The sequence below is a fragment of the Streptomyces sp. HSW2009 genome (assembly GCF_040240285.1).
GTDB lineage: Bacteria > Actinomycetota > Actinomycetes > Streptomycetales > Streptomycetaceae > Streptomyces.
Window position 1 is genome coordinate 1 of the sequence record NZ_JBEHZD010000568.1, and the last position, 4,729, is coordinate 4,729.

At 71.9% G+C, this 4,729-nt stretch carries 4 protein-coding genes; 3 read left to right on the forward strand and 1 reads right to left on the reverse strand.

What is annotated here, in order from left to right:
* Positions 1-297 precede the first annotated feature (297 nt).
* Complete coding sequence (locus AAHZ94_RS28670; protein WP_349996504.1) at positions 298-612, reverse strand: WhiB family transcriptional regulator; 315 nt, start codon at positions 610-612, stop codon at positions 298-300.
* A 379-nt stretch (positions 613-991) separates the two neighbouring features.
* Between AAHZ94_RS28670 and AAHZ94_RS28675 the strand changes: the two genes are divergently transcribed.
* The 3 genes from AAHZ94_RS28675 (at position 992) to guaB (ending at position 4,615) form a co-directional block, all read left to right on the forward strand.
* Positions 992-1,603: a response regulator transcription factor gene (locus tag AAHZ94_RS28675; RefSeq protein WP_003948568.1), complete on the forward strand. Its 612-nt coding sequence runs from the start codon at positions 992-994 to the stop codon at positions 1,601-1,603.
* A gap of 443 nt (positions 1,604-2,046) precedes the next feature.
* Positions 2,047-2,649 (forward strand): sigma-70 family RNA polymerase sigma factor, encoded by a 603-nt coding sequence (locus AAHZ94_RS28680; protein WP_349996506.1) that lies wholly within the window; start codon positions 2,047-2,049, stop codon positions 2,647-2,649.
* A 463-nt stretch (positions 2,650-3,112) separates the two neighbouring features.
* The gene (gene guaB / locus AAHZ94_RS28685) at positions 3,113-4,615 is read left to right on the forward strand and encodes an IMP dehydrogenase (RefSeq protein WP_349996508.1); all 1,503 of its coding nucleotides are present in this window, start codon (positions 3,113-3,115) and stop codon (positions 4,613-4,615) included.
* Positions 4,616-4,729 lie beyond the last annotated feature (114 nt).

Genomic DNA, 4,729 nt, shown 5'->3' on the forward strand with positions numbered 1-4,729 from the left:
CCCCCCCCCCCCCCCCCCGCCCGCGCGGGGGCGGGCCCCCCCCCCCCCCCCCCCCCCCCCCCGCCCGGCTGCGGGCGCGCCCGGCGGCGGCGGCGGGGGGCGGCGCCGGGCCGGCGACGGCCGGCCCCACCGATTCCCCCACCGATTGCCCCACGTTGCGCCGGCCGGGTGAAGGTGCGGCCGGCGTGATGGTCAGTTGATAGGGCGGCGCGGGGGTTGCGGGGCGGCGCGGGGGCGAGCAGGCTCAGGGGTGACCAGCCCGTCGCGAGAAAACGTTTCTGCTGGTCGTGGTGGGCGTCAGCCCGTCGGGGTGCTGGACGCCGCGATGGCGCGGTGCCGCGCGCGGCCCATGAGCTCCTCGCGCTCGTCCTCGGTGAGGCCGCCCCACACGCCGTAGGGCTCCCGCACGGCGAGGGCGTGTGCCGCGCACTCCGCCCGTACGGGGCAGCGCATGCACACCTCCTTGGCCGAGGTCTCGCGGGCGCTGCGGGCCGCGCCGCGCTCGCCCTCGGGGTGGAAGAAGAGCGAGCTGTCGACCCCTCGGCACGCTGCCAGCAACTGCCAGTCCCACAGGTCGGCGTTCGGTCCGGGAAGGCGGGAGAAATCTGCCATTGCTATCCCCTTGGAGGCGATCTGGTGCGGACGTCATGGCCCGTGGTCGTCCATCCGCCGTGTAAGCAGATGTAAATATGACTCATTGCGAATCTAGTCATAGACGATGCCGAAATGAAGTAAAAGCCACCAAATAGGGCAAAGGATTCGAAGAAGGCGTTGTCGTCGGGCCGCCCCACGGAACGTGTTCCTCCCCTCACGTAGCGTGCTGAAGGGGGGTGGCTGAGCCCGTAACTCTTTCGGGTGACCGTCGTTGAGAGTGCGAGGCGGTTGGTGAATGAAGCGCTCGGGCAGTTGTCCGACGACTCAACCGCTCAGGTGACGAAAAGTACCCAGCCTGGAGGCTCAAGGTGACGCGCATCAGCTCCGGAGGGCGGCCATGACTTCCGTCCTCGTCTGTGACGACTCCCCGCTTGCCCGAGAGGCACTGCGCCGTGCGGTGGCGACCGTGCCCGGCGTCGAGCGTGTGACGACGGCGGCCAACGGCGAGGAAGTCCTCCGCCGCTGGGGCGCCGACCGCTCGGACCTGATTCTGATGGACGTACGGATGCCGGGGCTCGGCGGTGTGGAGACCGTGCGCCGGCTGCTCTCCGCGGACCCCGGGGCCCGCATCATCATGCTCACGGTCGCCGAAGACCTGGACGGCGTGGCCCTCGCGGTCGCCGCCGGCGCCCGTGGCTATCTGCACAAGGACGCCTCCCGCGCCGAACTGCGGGCCACGGTCACCCAGGCGCTCGCCGACCCGACCTGGCGGCTCGCGCCGCGCCGGCTGCGGTCGGCCGAAATGGGCGCGGCCCCCACCCTCACCGCCCGCGAGATCCAGGTCCTCGAAGGCATGAGCCACGGCCGGTCGAACGCCGAGATCGGCCGTGAGCTGTTCCTCTCCGAGGACACGGTCAAGACCCACGCGAGGCGCCTGTTCAAGAAGCTCGGCGCATCGGACCGGGCGCACGCCGTGGCGCTCGGCTTCCGCTGGGGCCTGGTCCGCTAGGCACCGCTCGCCATGGAACACCTGCCTTCTGCTCGCTGGGTGGAGGACGCCAACGGCGCCGCTGGCCGTCGGCGTCACCCCGCGGGACGAGGTGTGGGTGGGACGCTCCCCGTCCGCCGAGCGGTGGGCGGGGGCAGCGGGAACGGACTCCTCCGGTATGGATTTGAGTACGTTCCACGGTTTCCTTTGCAAGCGCTTGACCAGCGAAGAAGCTGCTGGCGCGGGCGCCTGAAGGGCACCTTGCGGGGCAGATGTGCCGGCCGCTTGTGTCGGTTCGGCTCGCGCTGCCGCATCCTTGAGACATGGAGTTCCTCGGGGACGGCTTGGTCAAGCGTGAGGGGAGGGCGTGCGAGTTGAGTGCGAATGCTCCCGCGTATAACGCTTCGACGCACAACCACGGACGCGGTGCCACGGAAGCCACGGCGCCAAGGCACCATGGACCGATGCGTGACGACGAGAAGCCTGGGTCGGCTGTGGCCGCGGGTCCTGGTGAGATCGGAACCCTCGTCCGGCGCGCCACCGCGGGCGACGAACGGGCCACCCACGACCTCCTCGCCCTCGTGCACCCACTCGCCCTGCGCTACTGCCGCACCAGGCTGTCCCGGCTGCCGGGGGACGCCCGGCACTTCGTGGACGACCTGGCGCAGGAAGTCTGCCTGGCCGTGCTGTGTGCGCTGCCCCGGTACCGCGACACGGGCAAGCCCTTCGAGGCCTTCGTCGTCGCCATCGCCTCGCACAAGGTCGCCGACCTGCAACGGGCCGCGATGCGCCATCCCGGCAGCACGGCCGTGCCGTCCGACGAGATGCCCGAGCAGCCCGACGACTCCCTCGGCCCCGAAGAGCGCGCACTGCTCAGCAGCGACGCCGCCTGGGCGAAGAAGCTGCTCGCCAACCTCCCCGAGCACCAGCGCGAACTGGTCCTGCTCCGGGTCGCCGTCGGCCTCACCGCCGAGGAGACCGGCCAGGTGCTCGGCATGTCCCCGGGCGCCGTCAGGGTTGCCCAGCACCGCGCGCTGAGCCGGCTGCGGGCACTGGCCGAGCAGTAGCGGGAGCGGCAGCAGGAGCGGCCGGAGCCGTGCGCGGCCCGGTGGTCGGCGGGCGCGGAAGCGGTTGCCGTGGCCGGGCCGGTCGGCGCGCAGGCCCGTGCGGAACCAGTGGGTGCGTACGGGGCCAGTTGGCGCGTACGAAATGGACCGGTGCTGGTGCGGGCGGTCAGCTCGTACGAGAGCAGTCTGGGCAAGGGAAGCGGGCGTTGCGGCTGGGCCGTGGCGCCCGCTTTCGTGTGCTTTCGGCTTGGCTTCCCGGCGGGTTCCCATCGCGCTCTCGCCAGGGCTCCCGCCGAGTGGGACGGACGGCCGGGTGGCAGGGGGACGGAAGTCCGGTGGGGACGGGTCGGGCGGCCCGAATGTGGCGGGGTGGGCCCGGTGCCGGCCGTGGGCGGAATTTGCGGCTCGCCGATCCCGTTAGCATGGGAGTCCGCGCTGAGGCAAGACCATCTGGAAGGGTGTCATGACTGACAACGTCGACGGAGTGCCTGAGAAGTTCGCGATGCTCGGGCTGACGTACGACGACGTGCTGCTGCTGCCGGGCGCCTCCGAGGTGCTGCCGAACGCGGTGGACACCTCGTCCCGGATCTCGCGGAACGTGCGGGTCAACATCCCCCTGCTGTCCGCCGCGATGGACAAGGTCACCGAGTCGCGGATGGCGATCGCGATGGCCCGCCAGGGCGGCGCCGGCGTGCTGCACCGCAACCTGTCCATCGAGGACCAGGCCAACCAGGTCGACCTGGTCAAGCGGTCCGAGTCCGGCATGGTGACCGACCCGATCACGGTCCGCCCGGACGCCTCGCTGCACACCGCGGACGCGCTGTGCGCGAAGTTCCGCATCAGCGGCGTGCCGGTCACCGACGAGGCGGGCAAGCTGCTCGGCATCGTCACCAACCGCGACATGGCCTTCGAGCTGGACCGCAGCCGCCAGGTGCGCGAGGTCATGACGCCGATGCCGCTGGTCACCGGCACGGTCGGGATCTCCGGCGAGGACGCGATGCAGTTGCTGCGCCGCCACAAGATCGAGAAGCTGCCGCTGGTCGACGAGGCGGGCGTGCTCAAGGGCCTCATCACGGTCAAGGACTTCGTCAAGGCCGAGCAGTACCCGCACGCGGCGAAGGACGCCGAGGGCCGGCTCGTCGTCGGTGCCGCGGTGGGCGTCGGCGACGAGGCGTACGACCGGGCGCAGGCGCTGGTCGAGGCCGGGGCCGACTTCCTGGTCGTGGACAGCGCGCACGGGCACAGCCGCGGCATCCTCGACATGATCGCCAAGGTCAAGTCCAACATCCAGGTGGACGTGGTCGGCGGCAACGTGGCGACCCGCGACGGCGCGCAGGCGCTGATCGACGCCGGCGTGGACGGCGTCAAGGTCGGCGTCGGCCCCGGTTCGATCTGCACCACGCGCGTGGTGGCCGGCATCGGCGTGCCGCAGGTGACCGCGATCTACGAGGCGGCCCGTGCCTGCCACGCGGCGGGCGTGCCGCTCATCGGCGACGGCGGCCTCCAGTACTCGGGCGACATCGCCAAGGCGATCGCCGCCGGCGCCGACACCGTGATGCTGGGCAGCCTGCTCGCCGGCTGTGAGGAGTCGCCGGGCGAGATGGTCTTCATCAACGGCAAGCAGTTCAAGTCCTACCGGGGCATGGGCTCGCTGGGCGCCATGCAATCCCGCGGCCAGGCCCGTTCGTACTCCAAGGACCGCTACTTCCAGGACAACGTGCTCTCCGAGGACAAGCTCGTCCCCGAGGGCATCGAGGGCCAGGTGCCCTACCGCGGCCCGCTCGCCTCGGTGGCGCACCAGCTCGTCGGCGGGCTGCGCGCCTCGATGGGGTACGTCGGTTCGGCGGACGTGGCCGAGCTGAAGGACAAGGGCCGCTTCGTGCGGATCACCGCCGCGGGCCTGAAGGAGAGCCACCCGCACGACGTGCAGATGGTCAGCGAGGCCCCGAACTACTCGCGGCGCTGACCGATCGGGTCGGGTACGGGCCGGGCGGCCGGCGGGGGGGGGGGCCCCGGGGCCCCCCCGCCCCCGGGGGGGCCCCCCCCGCGCCCGTGGCGGACGCCCCGGGGGCGGGGGGTT